At 65.2% G+C, this 16,991-nt stretch carries 9 protein-coding genes, 1 pseudogene and 1 riboswitch; of the genes and pseudogenes, 5 read left to right on the top strand and 5 right to left on the bottom strand.

Annotated features, from left to right (window positions below; all coding sequences use genetic code 11):
• The first annotated feature begins 156 nt into the window (after nt 1-156).
• Both F7R02_RS16770 and F7R02_RS16765 read left to right on the top strand, forming a co-directional pair.
• Nucleotides 157-576, top strand: a pseudogene (locus F7R02_RS16770) (3-dehydroquinate dehydratase).
• The gene (locus F7R02_RS16765) at nt 557-784 is read left to right on the top strand and encodes a hypothetical protein (RefSeq protein WP_003490140.1); all 228 of its coding nucleotides are present in this window, start codon (nt 557-559) and stop codon (nt 782-784) included. The pseudogene F7R02_RS16770 and the gene F7R02_RS16765 overlap by 20 nt, the downstream one beginning before the upstream one ends.
• A gap of 287 nt (nt 785-1,071) precedes the next feature.
• Here the strand turns inward: F7R02_RS16765 and F7R02_RS16760 are convergent, their stop codons facing one another.
• Together F7R02_RS16760 and F7R02_RS16750 are read right to left on the bottom strand one after the other, a co-directional pair.
• On the bottom strand, nt 1,072-2,802 hold the full coding sequence (locus F7R02_RS16760; RefSeq protein WP_139370317.1) for an outer membrane protein assembly factor BamB family protein: 1,731 nt from the start codon (nt 2,800-2,802) through the stop codon (nt 1,072-1,074).
• 805 nt (nt 2,803-3,607) lie between these two features.
• The gene (locus tag F7R02_RS16750) at nt 3,608-4,192 is read right to left on the bottom strand and encodes a gluconokinase (RefSeq protein WP_139371078.1); all 585 of its coding nucleotides are present in this window, start codon (nt 4,190-4,192) and stop codon (nt 3,608-3,610) included.
• Nucleotides 4,193-4,349: 157 nt separating this feature from the next.
• Between F7R02_RS16750 and F7R02_RS16745 the strand changes: the two genes are divergently transcribed.
• Both F7R02_RS16745 and F7R02_RS16740 read left to right on the top strand, forming a co-directional pair.
• Nucleotides 4,350-5,732: an MFS transporter gene (locus F7R02_RS16745; RefSeq protein WP_078516797.1), complete on the top strand. Its 1,383-nt coding sequence runs from the start codon at nt 4,350-4,352 to the stop codon at nt 5,730-5,732.
• Nucleotides 5,733-5,734: 2 nt separating this feature from the next.
• Complete coding sequence (locus F7R02_RS16740; RefSeq protein WP_078590995.1) at nt 5,735-8,134, top strand: GH36-type glycosyl hydrolase domain-containing protein; 2,400 nt, start codon at nt 5,735-5,737, stop codon at nt 8,132-8,134.
• 91 nt (nt 8,135-8,225) lie between these two features.
• Here F7R02_RS16740 and F7R02_RS16735 read toward each other — a convergent pair whose 3' ends face one another.
• Entirely contained in the window at nt 8,226-10,868 is a 2,643-nt protein-coding gene (locus tag F7R02_RS16735; protein ID WP_078590996.1) for a glycosyl hydrolase 115 family protein, read from the bottom strand.
• 724 nt (nt 10,869-11,592) lie between these two features.
• On the opposite strand from F7R02_RS16735, the gene F7R02_RS16725 reads away from it, so the two are divergent.
• Entirely contained in the window at nt 11,593-15,045 is a 3,453-nt protein-coding gene (locus F7R02_RS16725) for a hybrid sensor histidine kinase/response regulator (protein WP_029829668.1), read from the top strand.
• 171 nt (nt 15,046-15,216) lie between these two features.
• On the opposite strand, the gene F7R02_RS16720 is transcribed toward F7R02_RS16725, so the two are convergent.
• Nucleotides 15,217-15,801 carry a manganese efflux pump MntP gene (locus tag F7R02_RS16720; RefSeq protein ID WP_005930599.1) on the bottom strand — a complete coding sequence of 195 codons (585 nt, stop codon included), beginning with the start codon at nt 15,799-15,801 and terminating at the stop codon, nt 15,217-15,219.
• Between the two features lie 12 nt (nt 15,802-15,813).
• A riboswitch (yybP-ykoY riboswitch) is annotated at nt 15,814-15,974 on the bottom strand.
• A 184-nt stretch (nt 15,975-16,158) separates the two neighbouring features.
• The gene (locus tag F7R02_RS16710; RefSeq protein WP_003487644.1) at nt 16,159-16,908 is read right to left on the bottom strand and encodes an IclR family transcriptional regulator; all 750 of its coding nucleotides are present in this window, start codon (nt 16,906-16,908) and stop codon (nt 16,159-16,161) included.
• Nucleotides 16,909-16,991 lie beyond the last annotated feature (83 nt).

Raw genomic sequence — 16,991 nt, 5'->3', positions numbered from 1 at the left:
CGGCCTGCTTCAGCGTGGCGATGATCTGTGTCTCGGTGAACTTCGATGTGCGCATGGAACCTCCTGACTTGGGAACGATGCCAGAAAGATCTACTTATGCGGTGTCTGCGGATCGGGGGAGCTTACGATTGCGCGTTGCTGCCTGAGGAGGTCGCCATGTCGATCATGATCATGCGTGGGCCGCAGCCGTTGCCGCGCGCCGTCATTCGCCAATTGGTGGCGTGTGCCGGGGACGCGGGCAGGACGGTGGCCTTGCGTGCCTGTGGCTCGGAACAGGAACTGCTGGATGCGCTGCGTGTGGCCGGCCAGGCGCGGATGGAGATCGCGCTGATCGATCCGGGCAGTTGCGTGGACAGTGCGCGGTTGCATCGCGTGCTCAGAGACCTGCCTTAACCCTACGTCGAAACGCACGACGACAGCGTGGACCGTCCGGAGCGCTGCCTGCCGCACGGTCTGGGGCAGTGCATCGCCACGGTGCGTGGCTACTGCGCGCAGAGCTATCTGTTGGGGCTGGAGATCGCGCTGGAACATCTGGGCTGCACGGAGATCCAAGGCGATGTCCACATCGGGACCTGAGCGGCGCCAGCTGCATTACTTCGCCGATTACGAGGGCTACTGCGATGGTCGGCCGGTGCTGTGGGGGCAACTGGCGCATAGCGTGGACGTGTCGGCCGAGGGCGAGCTGGACGCAGCCGCCCTGGTGCGTGCGCTGCGCCGGCGTGCGGCCGAGGCGCACGGCCTGGAAGCAGGGCAGATTCGCCTGTGCCAGGTCACGCGGTTATAGCTGCAAGCTTGGAGCAGCTACAACAGAGTGTGCGCAGCCGCTAGGCGGTTGCTGCACGACGTCCGTACCCGCCTGGCAACCACTGGCGACTTTCTGCTTGCCGCGCTGTGCTTGGCGCGTGGACATAGCGTCATCGCTGCAGACGATCACGCACCGCATTGCGGCTTACTCCTTGCAGCGCTTGCAGCCACACCAGCCCAACAACAATCACTGAAAGACACTGCCGCCCGAAGGCGGCAGTGTCGTGTGCAGACAGGACGCGTCACTGCCGTCCTGCAGACGCCGCTTTACTTGGCTGCCGCGTTATCGGGCACGAACTTGGTCAGCTGGTTGCCTGTGGCCGCGGTGCCGAAGTTGAAGCGGCCGTAGCCGGCGCCCCAATACAGCGCGCCGTTTGCGATGGCCGGCGAACTGATCACCGAGCCGCTGGCGTTGTAGTTCCACACGGTGGCGCCGGTGTCGGCGTCCAGTGCGACCATATTGCCGGCCATCGAGCCGGCATACAGCAGGTTTGGCGACACCGTCAGCGAACCCTGGCCGCCCGCCGGCACGGTCGGATTCACCGGGTTGATGCCGGGCACCTTGACCTGCCACTTGATCTTGCCGGTTGCCGCGTCCACCGCGGCCCACGAACCGCCGTTATGGGTCTGCACGTTCGCCGGCCCCAGCGTATAAGTCGCGTTGGAGTTGTTGTTGATGGCCACGTAGATCTGCGACTTGTACGGGTCGAACGCGGTACCCCATTCCACGCCACCGGTGGTGCCGCCGGGGCCGACCTGGGTCGACCAGACCTTGGCGCCGGTCTTGGCGTCGAAGGCCCAGTAGATGCCGCTCTTCTGACCAGCGCCGACCAACTGCTGCAACCTGCCGTTGCGCGGCACGGCAAACAGTTGCACGCCAGCACCGCCAAAGTCGTAATCCGGGCCGGTCAGGTTGGTTGCCTGCGTGTTGGGGCACAGACCGTTGGTCGGCGCCACGACGCAGGACAGGTTCCACGCATCGTACCCCTGTGCACGGTTGGCCCAGACCAATTTGCCGGTATCCAGATTCAACGAAATCACCGAATCGACGTAGTTGTCCGGCGCCATGCAGTCGAGCTCATCCTGCACGGTGAGTTCGCTGCCGCGATAAGAGCGCGCGTTTGAAATGCAGTTACCCACGCCCTGCGGAATGTTGTAGTTGTTGCCGGTGCCGAAATACAGGCGACGGTTGATCGGATCGATGGCCACCTGGCCCCACACCGACGCGCCGGTGTAGCCCTCGGGCACGTTATAGAACTGCCATACCTTTTTGCCGGTGTTCAGATCTACCGCCACCACGCTGCCGCGGAAGCTGAAGGTGTGGTTGGCCGCCAGGTTGCCCCAGTCGCCGGAGGAGACGCCGACGTAGATGCGGTTGCCGTAGATGACCGGCGAGGAGGTGATGCGCGCCTGCGGGTTGGCTTCCACCGTGGTCTTCCACAGCAGCTTGCCGGTCTTCTTGTCCAGCGCCAGCAAGGTACCGGCGACCTGGTCGCCAACGATGATGCTCTTGGCGCTGATGGCCGGCGTGTTGCGCGTCACCGAGTTGGCGTTGCCGGTGTAATCGGACAGTTTGGCTTGCCAGTTCGGCTTGCCGGTTTGCGTGTCCACGCTATACAGCGTGCCGCCCCAGTCGGGCACATACAGGGTGCCGCCTTCGACGCTGGGCGTGGCCGAGATGTCGCCGGTGGTGGTCAGCGTCCACGCCGGCTTGAGCGTCTTGGCGGTGGTGCGATTGATCTTCCACTCGCCCGGGGCGAAACGCGAGTTCAAGTAGCCGCCACCGGCGGTGGTCCAGTTGGTGGGGCTGGCGAAGGGAAGGTCTTGACCGAAGCTGCGCCAGACCTGGCCGGAGCGTGCGAATGCCTCGGTATCCAGGGACGATACCGGCTGCTGCGCGGTGGTGGCGCCAGACTGCGCCAAAGCCACGGCGCTGATGAGCAGGCAAGGAACGAGCGTCAAACTGCGGAGTCGCAAACGGCGTTTGGGGTTGGTCATCACGGCATGTCCTAGATGGAAGGAAGCGCTGGATCCCCCCGGATCGGCTGACCGAAAGATGGACGATTGACATGACCGCGCAACACTTGCGCAGCGCTGCATTCAGACAATGGTCGGGTCCGTTCGCATCTGGTGCGACCAGCTTGAAAAATTTGCGTTCAATCGGTTCGCTATTCGCACCAATCGTGATGATTCATCACTATTTCCTGTGTTGCGATAGAAAAAATGATTGATGCGGTCTTGGCCGAAGATGCGCCGATGATGGCGGTTTGCAAGAAGTAACCAGGAAATGTTGCGCAGCCTTGGGTGTTGGCCTTTGCAACGGATGGACGCGATGGGGAAGGGCACGACGAACCCGGTGCGCGATGTCGGCGGTCGATTGCAGCGTTCTGCGGTATGTAGCGAATGGGGCTTATTGGCTCAGCACTGCGTCTGATTGCGCTGCGAGTTGCCTGTCGTACGGCGTGCGGAGGTGGCGAGATGAGCGATGCGGGTGGCCGTACCCTCATCCGCCCCTTCCGGGCACCTTCTCCCGGCGGGAGAAGGGAATGGCGCGTTGCTGATGCGGTACTTTTCTGCGGCATGCGGCCGCGTGGATGCGCGCTGGATGCGCAAGCTAGCGCGACAGGTTTGGCGCTGCGCCGTTGTGTCTTGCCCTCTGTGCACTGCGGTAATGCTGCGCGTCGCGCTTTCGCTACGGGTTGTCCATCGGCACGGAAGCGGTAGCCTCGTGACGCACAACGCACAACGCACAACGGCCTAGGCGGCACTCACCGTAGGCATCACGCACGTCGTGTGCGTCCGCTTACGCCCGCTCCGATGCACGTGAAGTATGTTGCACTGCGGCAGGATCGATCGCTGCCAGCTGTGCGATCGCATCCTGCACAACCGCACGCACGCTGGCATCCACGTCCACCGACACCACGTCCGCTTCGTCCAGCGGCAGCTCCAATGTCTGCAGCTGGCTGTCGAGCAGTGTGGCTGGCATGAAGTGGCCTGCGCGGTTGCTCAGGCGGGCTGCGATCACGTGCGGGGCTGCGTGCAGGAACACGAAGCGCATCGGCACGCCGCTGTTGCGCAGCAATTGGCGATGCGCGCTACGCAGACCGGAGAAGGCCAGCACCACCGATTCGCCGGCCTGCACGCAATCGCGCAGCGTGGCCGACAGCAGTTCTACCCATGGCAGACGCATCGCGTCGGTGAGCGGTTGGCCGGCCGCCATCTGCGCGCGTGCTGCCACGCTGTGGTAGTCGTCTGCGTCCAGAAAACGGAAGCGGTAATGCGCTGCCAGCGCTTGTGCAATGGTGGTCTTGCCGCTGCCCGACACGCCCATCACCACGATGGCAAGCGGCGAAGCGGACGCGGGCGTGGCATGTGTGGCGGTGTCCATCACGTCAGGTTATATCTCTGGATCGATTCGGCATTCGAATGGATTTCACGTTGGCGGCAGCCGATGCGTGGTGTAGCGTCGGCGCTCCTCGCCAGGTGCGCGGGCACTCAGCGTAACGGCGTGCTCGGCCGGGTACAACGCATTTGAAGGTGTGTCGATGCCGTCATCGCCCGCAACGTCTCCTGCATCGGCGCGCCTGCGCTGGCGCGAAAAGCTGGGCTATGGCGCCGGCGATCTGGGGCTGAATCTGTACTGGGCCAACATCTCGGCGTTCTTGCTGATCTTCTACACCGACACCATGCACCTGCCGGCTGCTGCGGTCGGCACCATGATCCTCTTGACCAAGATCGCCGATGCGATCGCCGACCCGGCGATGGGCGCATTGGCCGACCGCACGCGTAGCCGGCTTGGCAAGTTCCGCCCGTACCTGCTGTGGGGCGCGCTGCCGATGGCCGCTGCTGGCGTGCTTGCCTACACCACGCCGGATCTGGATCAACATGGGCGCATGTGGTGGGCCACGATCACCTTCCTGGTGATGATGCTGGCCTACACGGTGGTGAGCATTCCGTACTCGGCATTATCCGGCGTGATTACCGCCGACAGCCAGCAGCGCACCGGCCTGATCAGCCTGCGATTCATCGGTGCGTTTGCAGGGACCACATTGGTCAATTACTTCACGATGGACCTAGTGCGCTGGTTCGGCGCAGGCAACGACGCGCTGGGATGGCAACGCACGATGATGCTGTACGGCGCGGTGGCGCTGGCGTTGTTCGTCAGCGTGGCGCTGACCACGCGCGAACGCGTGCAGCCGCCGCCGCAACAACGCACACCGATTCGTCGCGACATCGCCGATCTGCTGCAGAACAAACCGTGGTGCGTACTGTTCGTGCTGTCGTTGATCATCATGATCACGATCACCATGCGCGGTGGTGCGGGCGTGTACTACCTCAAGTACTACGTACAACGCCCGGATCTGGTTGGCCTGTTTCTGGGCAGCTATTCGGTGGCCCTGGGCGTGGGTGCGGCCATCACGCCGCTGCTGACGCGGCGCTGGGACAAGCGCCAGCTGATGTTCTGGCTGATGGTGCTCGTCGGCCTGCTGAGCTGCGCGATGTTTTTCGTACCGGCCGATGCGGTGTGGGCGGTGTTTGTCTTGAACATGCTGATCGGCCTGGCGCTTGGGCCGAAATCGCCGTTGGCGTTTTCGATGTATGCCGATAGCGCCGACTACACCGAATGGCGCACCGGCCGCCGTGCCACGGCGATGACGTTCGCCGCGGCGACGTTTTCGCAAAAGCTCGGCGGGGCGTTGGCCTCCGCCGGCATTGCCTGGGTGCTGGCTGCAATGGGCTATGTCGCCAATACCGCGCAGTCCACCGGGTCGTTGACCGGCATCGTGCTGCTGCTGACAGTGATTCCAGGCGCGGTTGCGCTGCTGGCGGCCTGGACCATGCGCTTTTATCCGCTGGACGACGGGCTGTTGAACCGCATCCAGCTCGAACTGGCCGCGCGCAAGCGCGACGAACCGGAGCACCCCTGACCGTGTCTGCAACGCCCCACGCCACGTCCGATGCGCTGTCCAGCTTGATGGCGCCCAGCGCCGATGGTGCGCGCTATACGCTCTACAGCCCCACCGCAATGCCCAATGCCGGCGGCTTCCTGTGGAACCGCCGCATGATGGTGCAGCTGACCTGCCGCGGTTATGCCACCGGCCAGTTCATGCAGCCGGAGCCCTCGAAATACGCGCATGCGCCGATGCTGGAAGCGCGCAATTTCATGATGCCCGAGCAGCCGTACTACGCGCATCATCCCGGGCGTTTTTTCTATCTCAAGGACGAAGACACCGGCGCGTTGTACTCGGTGCCGCATGAACCGGTGCGCGCGCAGCCGCAGGCGTTCGAGTTCTCTGCAGGCAAGCACGATGTGCGCTGGCGGGTGCGCCACGACGACATCGTGGTGGAATTGTGCGTGTCTCTCCCCACCGACGATGCGGTGGAGCTGTGGGAATGTCGTGTGCACAACCTGTCCGGGCGCGCACGCAGGCTGAGCCTGTATGTCTATTTCCCGGTCGGCTACATGTCGTGGATGCATCAGTCCGGCGGTTACGAGCCGGCCTTGGGCGGGATCGTCTGCCGTAGCGTGGCGCCGTATCAAAAGGTGGACGATTACTTCCGCCAGCGCGATTTCAAGGACTGCACCTTCCTGCTGCACGAGCAGACGCCGGTGGCCTGGGACGCGCAGCAGATGGCATTCGAAGGCGAGGGCGGGTTGCACGCGCCTTCGGCCGTACAGGCCGAACAGCTGGGCAACCACGATGCGCACTACGAAACGCCGGCGGCCGCGTTGCAATACCGGCTGACCCTGGACGCCGATGCGGCCAGCGTGTATCGCTTCGCATTCGGGCCGGCCAAGGACGATGCCGAAATCGCCGCGCTGCGTGCGCGCTATCTGTCCGAAGCTGGTTTCGCCCAGGCGGCGCGTGCATATGCGGACTATCTGCAGGCCGGCCGTGGCTGCGTGCAGATCGCAACACCGGATGCGGCGCTGGACAATCTGGTCAACCACTGGTTGCCGCGCCAGGTGTTCTATCACGGCGACGTCAATCGCCTGACCACCGATCCGCAGACGCGCAACTATCTGCAGGACCATATGGGCATGGCCTACCTGCAGCCTGCCACCGCACGCGCGGCGCTGTTGCATGCCCTGTCGCAGCAGGAGCCCAGCGGCGCAATGCCGGACGGCATCTTGTTGGTGGAAGGCGCCGAGCTCAAATACATCAACCAGGTGCCGCATACCGATCATTGCGTGTGGTTGCCGATCTTCCTGAGCGCCTATCTTTCCGAAACCGGCGATACCAGCATCCTGGGCGCGCGCGTGGAAACCCATGACGGGCAGCGCCTGAGCGTGGCCGAGCGCCTGGATGCGGCCATGCAATGGCTGCTGGATGCGCGCGATGCACGTGGGTTGAGCTTCATCGCGCAGGGCGACTGGTGCGACCCGATGAACATGGTCGGCTGGCGCGGCAAGGGCGTGTCCGGCTGGCTCACCGTGGCCACCGCGTATGCAGTGCGCCTGTGGTCGGAGATCTGCACCGCGCAAGGGCGCAGCGTGCAGGCGCAGACATTCGGGGAGGCGGTTGCCGTCATCAACGCCGACGCCAATCGTGAGCTGTGGGACGGCAACTGGTACGCGCGCGGCATCACCGACGACGGGGTGCGCTTCGGCATCGCCGACGATGTGGAGGGGCGCATCTATCTCAATCCGCAGAGCTTCGCGCTGCTGGCCGGCACTGCCGATGCGCAGCAACGTGCGGCGCTGCTGGAGGCGGTGCGCGAGCAGCTGCACACACCGTACGGCCCGGTGATGCTGGCGCCGGCGTACACGCACATGCGCGACGACGTGGGCCGGCTGACCCAGAAGTGGCCGGGTGCGGCGGAAAACGGTGCGGTGTACAACCACGCGGCGGCATTCTATCTGTACAGCCTTTACCAGATTGGCGAGGCCGACCGCGCCTGGGAGATCCTGCGCGCCCTGCTGCCAGGGCCGACACGCGAGGATGTGCTGCAACGCGGCCACCTGCCGGTGTCGCTGCCCAACTACTACCGTGGCGCGTGGCATCAGTATCCGCGTACGGCCGGGCGTTCGAGCCAGCTGTTCAACACCGGCACGGTGGCGTGGGTGTATCGCTGCGTGCTGGAAGGCTTGTTCGGGTTGGTGGGCGAGGGCGATGCGCTGGCGATCCGCCCGCAGCTGCCCTCGCATTGGCCGCAGGCGCGTGCGAGGCGCCAGTTCCGTGGTGCGGACTTCGACCTCACGCTGACGCGCGAGCCGGGCCGCACCGCGATGGAGGTGCTGGTGGATGGCGAGCTCTGTCCGGAGCAGCGCATCGGCAACATCGCGCGCGGGCAGGTGTATCGGGTCGAGGTAAGGCTGCCCGGTTGATGGCGGGTCGCTCGCCGTGTCAGCACTGGCGGCGGCAATGGGTGGCTGAAGCAGCGGGAGCGCGCTCGCGACGCCCTCCTGCTGGCGTGCGTCAGCGTGTCGGCGCTGGCCCCAGATAGGACGCAGGCACCGGCACGGTGCTCAGCACGAGCTTCTCCAGGACGATGTTGTCGTCGATCCTGAAGACCTTGATCGTGTGCCGACCCTTCGCCACCGCGCCCATCTGCGCCGATACGAACACTGCATTGTCCCGTACCGCGGTTGCCCAGGCTTTTTCGGCGGGCGTGTTCTGCGCCCCGCCGGTCGGGTGCAGCTCCCAATTGACGGTGGTCACCGGACCGTCGTCGATGGAGACGCCGAGGCGGAGCGGCCCGCGGTTGGACGTCTCCAGTGTGGGCGCAAGATACAGGCCGAGCGTTGCAGGGCCCGGCGTGGTGACCACCACGTCGTACTCCACTGCGACACGGTCTTCGGCCGTGGTGGCAGGCTGCCCCTGCGGCAGCGCGACCAGGGCGCCCTGGGTGCGTCCCAGCGCGGGGATCGACGTCCATTGCAGCCCCTTGTTGGCGATGACCCGCGAGTACATGGGCGCTTCGAGCGAGAGGACCCCTGGCGTTTGCGGCGCAGGCGGTGCGAACGCGATGGAGCGTGCGATCCGGTCGGGCGGCGTATCGCCGCCGACGCGGCTGATCGAGGGCATGGACTGCTGGGTGGGGTCGTTCCAGATCACATAGCTCATGTGGACCTGATTCATCATGCCGTCCCATTTGCCGCCGTTGATCGCGTGGTAACGCTGTGTCAGGGCCTTATCGCGCTCGAAGGTGGTTTCGACCATGTCGGCGAAGTAATTGGCACGTGCATCGTTGCGTGCGGCCAGGCGCTTGTTCCATGCGGCCGCGTAATAGAGCTGGTAGAGATTGGAGACGGCCGCGATGGGGTATTCGATCAGCTGGTAATAGGCGTCTTGCTGGTCGGCGGGCAAACTCGCCTTGACGTCGAGCATGCGCTGCTCGAGCGCCTGCCATTGCGCAACGATCGCGCCGAACTCGCCGCCATCCAGCTTGGCCGGCGCACCTTCGCCCAGGGCGAAGCTGTCCTGATCGACCAATTCCGGCTTTCTCCGTGCAACCAGCATGCTGTAGCAGGTGATCAGCTCTGCGATACGCGCGGCATGCGCCGCGTCGAACGATTCCTGCGCCCATTGCTGCGGATACGCCGCAAGTGCGCCGGGCGTCATCGCTTCCGGATTCCAGGCCATCTTCAGGAAAAAGCTCAGTGGATATTCCATCGGCTTGATATCGCCGACGTTGACCACCCACAGTTGCCGTGCGCCGCGTTGATAGGCCAGATCCATCTGCTGCCAGATCTTTTCGATCTGATTGGTATTGATCCATTTGTAGTTGCGCGGCACCCCCACATAATCGAAGTGGTAGTACACGCCATACCCACCGGTGCGCTGCAGGTCGGTGACCGGAAGACGGCGGATCTGGCCCCAGTTGTCGTCGGAAAACAGCAGCGTGACATCGTCGGGAACCTGCATTCCGTGGTCGTAGTAGTCCTGCACTTCCTTGTAAAGCGCCCACACCTGCGGCGTTTGCGCGGCTGGCGCCTTCGTCACATCGGCAATGATGGCGCGCTGGTCGGCCACAACCTTTTCCAGCAAATGGCTGGCCGTGCTCTCGGCCATCGGTTCGTCGCCATCGCCGCGCATGCCCACGGTCACCAGGCTGTCGTAGCGTTGACCGCCGCCCTTGGACATCATCCGCGCAATGCCGCCCTTCCAGAAGGCGCGCAAGTTGGCGGCATTGCTGGTGTAGTCCCAGGCGCCGCCGCTGTTGGGAATGCTCTTGAGGTGCCACTCCTTCTGCGCGCGCATCATCGGCTCATGATGGGAGGTGCCCATGACGATGCCCATCTGATCGGCCAGCACCATGTTGTCGGGATCATCGACATTGAATGCCTTGCCCCACATCGCCGGCCACAGATAGTTGGCCTTCATGCGCAGGCCCAGCTCGAAGACATGCGCGTACATCTTCGCATTGACGCCACCGAATTTCTTCGTCGCCCAGCCCCTCAAGGCAGGGTCTTCGTCGTTGATGAACAATCCGCGGTAGCGCACCTTCGGCGCATCGGACACGCTGCCGCGGGTGATGAACAGGTTGGATCGATGCGCCGTTGCGACGTCGGCGAACCAGTACCACGGCGACACGCCAATCTTTTCCGAGACATCGTAGGTACCGAAGACCGCGCCACGGCGATCGGCGCCGACAATGACGAGCGCCCGATCGATCTGCGGCGTGGGGCGATCGACGACAATTTGCGTGTACGCCTCCCAGCGCTGCAGCAAGGCGCGCCTGTCGATTTTCCCGGCGGCGATGAGCGCATCGATGATCGGACTCTGGCCGAGCGTGCCAACGATCACGGCCGTTCCGCGGACGCCTGCCAGATCGGTGCTCACGTCACTGGTGCGGCCGGCAACCCGTTGCAGGTCGGCTGCGAAATTGTTGGCCGCCGATCGCACCGCGGAATCGGCCGAGGCATCGACCACGACCGTGGCAGGTGCTTCCGAGCGGATCAGCGCAAACGCACCGGCGCTGTCGCGTTCGCACACCGACACTGGCGTGGTACAGGCCCAGACACCGTCGGCGGCGAAGAGGCCGGCCACGATGATCAGCAGGGAGCGCATGCGCGACGGCGCACTCGACGAGATCTGGCTTCTTGCTTGAACGGTCATGGGCTCTCCACACATGCGGTGCTGGTTTCTGGATGGGTGCGACACGCGTATCGACGGCACTGCCAAGCGGCGGGCGCGGCCGATGCACCGCCGGTATGCGCCGCGCCTGCACGAGAGGGTGCGTTCCATCGCGTTGTGATGACGCGCATCGCGGTGAGGTGACTGCCGTCGCTGCAGTGCAGCAGTCATCGCATCACGCGGTGGCGCAAGCGATGGCGTTGCGTGGCAGGCACTGCTGTCATGCAAGACGACATCGAGCAACGAAACGCTTTGGGCACATCGTCCGACTCGAGGTGATCAGAAAGTACGTTGTGTTAGCGCTAACATCAAGCTGCCGGCAGGCGCGGCTGCTGGGTGTAGGCGGCCATGTCCCTGCGCAGGTAGTGCCTCTCGCGGCCCTGTTTTCGCCGATCGAGGCGATGGCAGCAGCGCGATTCAACCGCGCTGGCATGTGTGAGCAGGCCATGGGCGCCGTACCGGTGGCGGCAAACCAACCACAGATATGCACGCAGTCCGCGCGGGCATGTTTGCGCGTCTGCGATGCCAATGCCCGCCAAGGCGGCGTCTGCGCATTCCATCAAGGCCTTGAGCAGCCCGGCAGGGCGAGCGCGCATGCCGATGCAAACCACACGGCAGACCCCGTCCGGCCCGGATGCCGCGCTTGCACCGCCAATGTGCGCGACTGCGTACACTCCACCGCTGGCGCTGCGCCACGTCGGAGGACATGTTGGTCTCGAGCTGGATCCTGTTGCTGGTGTCCCTGGGTTACGCAGCCCTGCTGTTCGGGGTGGCGTGGTGGGGCGACCGCCGCCCGCTGTATCCGGAGCGGCCGTGGCTGCGGCCGGCGGTCTACAGCCTGGCGCTGGCGGTGTATTGCTCGTCGTGGACCTTCTATGGCGCGGTCGGCTCGGCGGTGCGCAATGGCATCGGCTACCTGCCGATCTATCTGGGCCCGCTGCTGTTGCTGCTGTTCGGCTGGCGCATCATTGAGCGCCTGGCGCTGATCGCGCGCGCCGAAAATACCGTGTCCATCGCCGATTTCATCTCCTCGCGCTACGGCCGTTCGCGCCGGCTGGCCGCGTTGGTGGCGGTGATCGCGTTGATCGGCATCGTTCCCTATCTGGCCCTGCAATACAAAGCGGTGGCGATGAGCCTGGAGGTGTTGACCGGGCATAGCAGCGCCGGACGCGGCATCTTCGCCGACCCGGCGTTGTATGTGGCATTGCTGATGGCCTTGTTCGCCACCTTGTTCGGCACCCGCCAGGTGGATGCCACCGAACACCACCGCGGCATGATGCTGGCGATCGCGCTGGAGTCGGTGATCAAGCTGGTCGCCATCGTGGCGGTGGGGCTGTTCGCGTGGCTGTGGTTGAGCGAGCACCGACTGCATATCGCCGATTCGGCGCGCACGCTGTTCGAGCACACGCCGTCGGTGGGCTTCATTTCGCAGACACTGCTGAGTTTTCTGGCCGTGATCTGCCTGCCGCGCCAGTTCCACGTGGCGGTGGTCGAATGCAGCGACGTTGGCGATATCCGCCGTGCGCGTTGGTTCTTCGGCGCCTATCTGGTGATCATCTCGGCCATGGTGGTGCCGATCGCCTCGGCGGGCATCGCGTTGTTCGGCAAGGGCAGTGCGGTGGTGGACGATGCGGTGGTGCTGGCACTGCCGCTCAGCCAGGGCAATACGGTGCTGGCGCTGGTGGCGTATGTGGGCGGGTTTTCGGCGGCCACCGGCATGGTGATCGTGGCCAGCATCGCGCTGGCCACCATGGTCAGCAACGACCTGGTGATGCCGGTGCTGCTGCGTCGCCGCGGCAGCGCCGATGCGCGCGCGGCGGTGGCCTCGCGCGTGCTGTGGATCCGACGTGTTGCCATCCTGCTGCTGGCGCTCATTGCCTACGGATATCACCGCAGCGTCGCCAACGACACCACGTTGGCTGCGTACGGGCTGATGGCATTTGCCGCAGTGGCGCAATTTGCGCCCGGTGTGATCGGCGGGCTGTATTGGCGTGGTGCCAGCCGCAAGGGCGTGGAGACCGGCATGGCGCTCGGATTCATGACCTGGATCTACACGCTGCTGCTGCCGGCGGCCACGCGCGCAGGCTGGCTACAGACGGACTGGCTGGTGGACGGGCCGTTCGGCATCGCCTGGTTGCAGCCGCAGCAGCTGTTCGGCATGCGCGGCTGGGACCCGCTGGCGCATGGCACGTTCTGGTCGTTGCTGATCAACGTGGGCGCGATGATGCTGGTCTCCGCGCGCTGGCGTCCCGGGGTGGACGAGCGGCTGCGTGCAGCGCCGTTTCTGGACCCGTACGCGCAGCGTCCGGCGGTGGCCGGCGACTGGCCAGGGCATGTGCGCGTGGCCGATCTGCAGGCGCTGGCCGAGCGTGTGGTGGGCGAACGGCACGCGCATCGCGCTTTCGTCGACCAGGCCTCGCTGCTGGAACGCGAGCTGCAGCCCACCGTGGTGGCCGACCGCGCCTGGGTGCAGTTCACCGAACGCCTGCTCGCCGCCTCCATCGGCGCCGCCTCCGCGCGCCTGGTGCTGACCAGCCTGTTGCGCGGTTCGGGCATGGAACTGGGCGAAGTGGTGGCGGTGCTGGACGAAGCCGGCCAGGAGCTGCGCTTCAATCGCGAGATTTTGTCCACCACGCTGGAAAACATCAGCGCTGCGGTCAGCGTGGTCGACCCGGACATGCGCTTGACCGCCTGGAACCGGCGTTATCAGCAGTTGTTCGGCTATCCCGATGGCATGTTGTATGTGGGCCGGCCGGTGGCCGATCTGATCCGCTACAACGCCGAGCGCGGCGAACTGGGCGAGGGCGATATCGAAGACCAGATCGATCGGCGTATCCGGCATATGCGCGCCGGCTCGCCGCATGTGTTCGAACGCACCCGCAGCGACGGCAAGGTGATCGAGATGCGCGGCCAGGCGCTGCCGGGCGGTGGCTACGTCACCAGCTACAACGACATCACCGACTACAAGCGCGCCGAACGCGCGTTGCTGGACGCCAATGAAAATCTGGAGCAACGCGTCGCCGATCGTTCGCGCGAGGCCGAGCTGGCGCAACAATCCAAGACCCGCTTTCTGGCCGCGATCAGCCACGACGTGTTGCAGCCGCTCAACGCCGCGCGCCTGTTCGCCTCGGCCTTGCGCGAGAGCCATCAGAACAACGAAGAGCAACGGCATCTGGCCGAACGCGTGGATGCTTCGCTGCGTGCGGCCGAAGAACTGCTGGACGGCCTGCTCGACGTCTCGCGCCTGGATGCCGGTGGGTTGCGTCCCACGGTCGAGGATTTCGACGCCAGCGCGCTGATGCACGAGCTGGCCGCGCAATACGCGCCGGTGGCGGCCAGCCGTGGTCTTCAGCTACAGGTCCATGTGCGCGCGATCTGGGTGCGCAGCGACCGCCGTCTGCTGCGCCGGGTGATGCAGAACTTCCTGGCCAATGCGCTGCGCTACACGCGCCAGGGCCGCATCGTGCTGGGCATGCGCGGGCGCGGGCAGCAGGTGGAGCTGCAGGTGTGGGACACCGGCCCGGGCATTCCCGAACACCACATGCGGCAGATCTTCGAAGAATTTCGCCGCTATCAGCAGCCCTTCGATTGGGGCGAGCAGGGGCTGGGGTTGGGTCTGTCGATTTGCCAACGCATCTCGCGCCTGCTCGACCACGACCTGAGCGCGCGCAGCCAGGTCGGCCGCGGCAGCATGTTCTCGATCCTGTTGCCGCGTGTGGCGCCGGTTCCGGTGGCACCGCCCTTGCCGGTGACGGCTGCACGTGCATCGCGCAGTGGCGATTCGCTGGCCGGCCTGCGCGTGCTGTGCGTGGATAACGACCGCGAAATTCTCGATGGCATGCGCGCGCTGCTCGGCCGCTGGCAGGTGGAGGTGATCACCGCCAGCACCGTGGACCAGGCACTGGAACGTGCGCGCGAACAGCCGGACCTGATGCTGGTGGATTACCACCTGCACGACCGCATGGATGGCCTGGACACGCTCGATGCCGTGCAAGCCGCCGCACCGGCGCCGATCGCCGGCGCCCTGCTCACGGCCGACGGCCGCGACGAACTCAAGCAGCTCGCGCGCGATCGCGGTTATCGGTTGCTGACCAAGCCGGTGAAGCCGGCCTCGTTACGCGCGTTCCTGAGCGCCTACCACGATGCAAAAACACGCTGACAGGTGCATCGGGCCATCGCCGCGACATGCGGGGATGCACGCGGCATCGAGCAAGCATCCCATGATGCCGATCGCGTGCGGGTCGCAATCCCTTGCAGCGTAGGAGCGCACTCGGGCGCGAGAGGCGTCATCGATAACGCCTCTCGCGCCCGGGTGCGCTCCTACAGCAACCTACCCGGCGCCGCTCAGGTGCTCGTAAAGAATCACGCTGCCGACGATCACCAGAATCAATCCACCCAACATTTCGGCGCGCTTGCCGATCAGATTACCCAGCGCGCGGCCCAGCATCACTCCAGCAGTGACCATGCTGAAGGTGCATAGGCCCACCACCACCGCCACCACGCCGATATGCACATCGAGAAACGCCAGGCTGACGCCGACCGCCATCGCATCGATGCTGGTGGCAAAGCCGGTGGTGGCCAAGCCCAGCACGCCATGCCGTTTCGGCGTGTCGGAGGCTGCATCTTCGGCATCTTCCGGCCCGTTGCGCAGCCCGGCCACGATCATGTGCGTGCCCAATGCGCCCAGTAGCACGAAGGCGATCCAGTGATCGTAGGCAGACACATAACTGGCTGCGGCCCGGCCCAGCAGCCAGCCGATCACCGGGGTGATGGCTTCGATACAGCCGAAGATCAGGCCGGCGCGTAGCGCGTCGCGCCACTGCGGTTTGCGCATCGCCGCGCCCTTGCCGATCGCCGCGGCAAACGCGTCGGTCGACATCGCAAAACCGATCAACACAATGGAAAAAGGAGACATCGACACTCTCGGGTTGGGCACGGTCACAACGGCATGCGCCCGCGCCAACCGTCGTCGTGCACGCATGCCGCTGGTCTCGCCAAACCGAAACTGGTTGCCTGCACCACGGCGCACTGGCCGAGTATGTTGATGCAGGCGCTTTCGATGACGAAAGCAGGCTACTCCCCAAGGGGCGCGCAGTGTACCAACGCATTGCCGCGTTCGGTGCGTTTGCACTGCACGCGAAGGTCGGTCTGATCTTTATAGCCGTGGCTATGCGGACGCCGTGCGTGCTGCCTGCCCGCTTCTTCAAGCTGCCCAATATTGTGGAAATGCGCGTGGCAGGCGATGGCGCGCGTGCGCCGGTCGCGCACGTCGCTAGTGCAGCGCGCTGGAAATCTCGGCGGTTGCCGCGCACAGGGCCTGTAACGCCGCTTGCGGACTCACCAGCGCAGGGCGACGTTCGATGAAGGGCACCGTGAGCGTGTAGGTGGCGCTACCGCGTTGCAGGATCGGGGCAGTCAGATCGACCACGCCGACCACCGCCTCGCTGGGCTGCATGGCATAACCATCGCGGCGCGCCTGCGCTGCGGCGGCCAGGAACTGCGCGCGCTCGAACGGCACTTCGCTGGCCTCGAGCATGTCCAGCCAGCGCGCCTGCACCTCCGGCTGCTGGAAGGCGAACAGCACCAGCCCGGAGCTGGAATGCGTCAACGGGCGACGATGCCCCGGGCGTACCACCAGGCCCAGGTCGCTGGGCACGTCCATTTGCGCGATCACCACGATCTGGTCGCCGGATGGCGCCACCAGGTGGCAGGGCTGGTAGATCGCATCGGACAAGCGCCGCATCACCGGCAACGCGGCCTCGCTGATGCTTTGCACCTGCGGCTGCTGCATGCCGAGCATGAACAGCCGGTTGGTCAGCACGTAGTCGCCTTCGCCATCGCGCGTGAGGTAGCCGCGCTCCTCCAGCACCTGCAGCATGCGGAAGATCTCCCCGCGCGAGCGGCCGATGCCCTGCGAGATTGCGCCCATGCTCATCGGCTGCGCCTGGCGGGCGAGCAGCTCCAGGATGTCCAGGCCCTTGTCCAGGGCCGGCGCGCGGTACTTGGCGGGTTCGGTGCTCATCCGTTTGCAGGTCCAGGCAAGGTGCGGCGCGCCAGGGTACAGGCAACGCGGGGCGGGGTCAGGTGGCGCGTGTCAGTGCAAAT

This window comes from Xanthomonas cissicola (assembly GCF_008801575.1).
GTDB lineage: Bacteria > Pseudomonadota > Gammaproteobacteria > Xanthomonadales > Xanthomonadaceae > Xanthomonas > Xanthomonas cissicola.
This window is presented reverse-complemented; position numbering and strand designations above follow the sequence as displayed.

Coding starts and splice junctions, on each gene's coding strand:
- F7R02_RS16735 (WP_078590996.1), bottom strand. CDS start 10,868: ATGACCGTTCAAGCAAGAAGCCAGATCTCGTCGAGTGCGCCGTCGCGC.
- F7R02_RS16745 (WP_078516797.1), top strand. CDS start 4,350: ATGCCGTCATCGCCCGCAACGTCTCCTGCATCGGCGCGCCTGCGCTGG.
- F7R02_RS16765 (WP_003490140.1), top strand. CDS start 557: ATGTCCACATCGGGACCTGAGCGGCGCCAGCTGCATTACTTCGCCGAT.
- F7R02_RS16725 (WP_029829668.1), top strand. CDS start 11,593: ATGTTGGTCTCGAGCTGGATCCTGTTGCTGGTGTCCCTGGGTTACGCA.
- F7R02_RS16760 (WP_139370317.1), bottom strand. CDS start 2,802: ATGACCAACCCCAAACGCCGTTTGCGACTCCGCAGTTTGACGCTCGTT.
- F7R02_RS16720 (WP_005930599.1), bottom strand. CDS start 15,801: ATGTCTCCTTTTTCCATTGTGTTGATCGGTTTTGCGATGTCGACCGAC.
- F7R02_RS16710 (WP_003487644.1), bottom strand. CDS start 16,908: ATGAGCACCGAACCCGCCAAGTACCGCGCGCCGGCCCTGGACAAGGGC.
- F7R02_RS16750 (WP_139371078.1), bottom strand. CDS start 4,192: ATGGACACCGCCACACATGCCACGCCCGCGTCCGCTTCGCCGCTTGCC.